This window comes from Bacillus sp. SIMBA_154, assembly GCF_046536015.1.
In the GTDB taxonomy this organism is placed as follows: domain Bacteria; phylum Bacillota; class Bacilli; order Bacillales; family Bacillaceae; genus Bacillus; species Bacillus pumilus_P.
Genome location: NZ_JAWJBV010000509.1, coordinates 1 through 248, shown reverse-complemented (window position 1 = coordinate 248; position 248 = coordinate 1). Strand labels below are relative to the sequence as shown.

Here is a 248-nt window from a genome sequence, read left to right as displayed (position 1 = left end):
CTTACTGGTACCAAATTCAAAAAAGTCATCATTGCTTAAGCAAAATGCTTCAAGTGCAGCAAGACTGCCCTTTCGCCCAGGTGTTTTTGAGCCACTTAAATCGGATGCTTTAACAGCACCAATAAACTCTTGCTCTAGGCAGGCTTTTTTAAAGGCTGGAACACGCGCCAAGTATTCATCTCGCGCTTGCCATACCGCATCTAAACTAACTTGCGGGGTTATCTCTGCGTTCGCCTTATTTAAAATAC

General features: G+C 43.5%; 1 protein-coding gene. It reads right to left on the bottom strand.

The annotated features are described in order from the left end of the window. The coding region (locus R0K30_RS22940; RefSeq protein WP_410613266.1) for a hypothetical protein at positions 1-248 on the bottom strand (248 nt) is incomplete at both ends.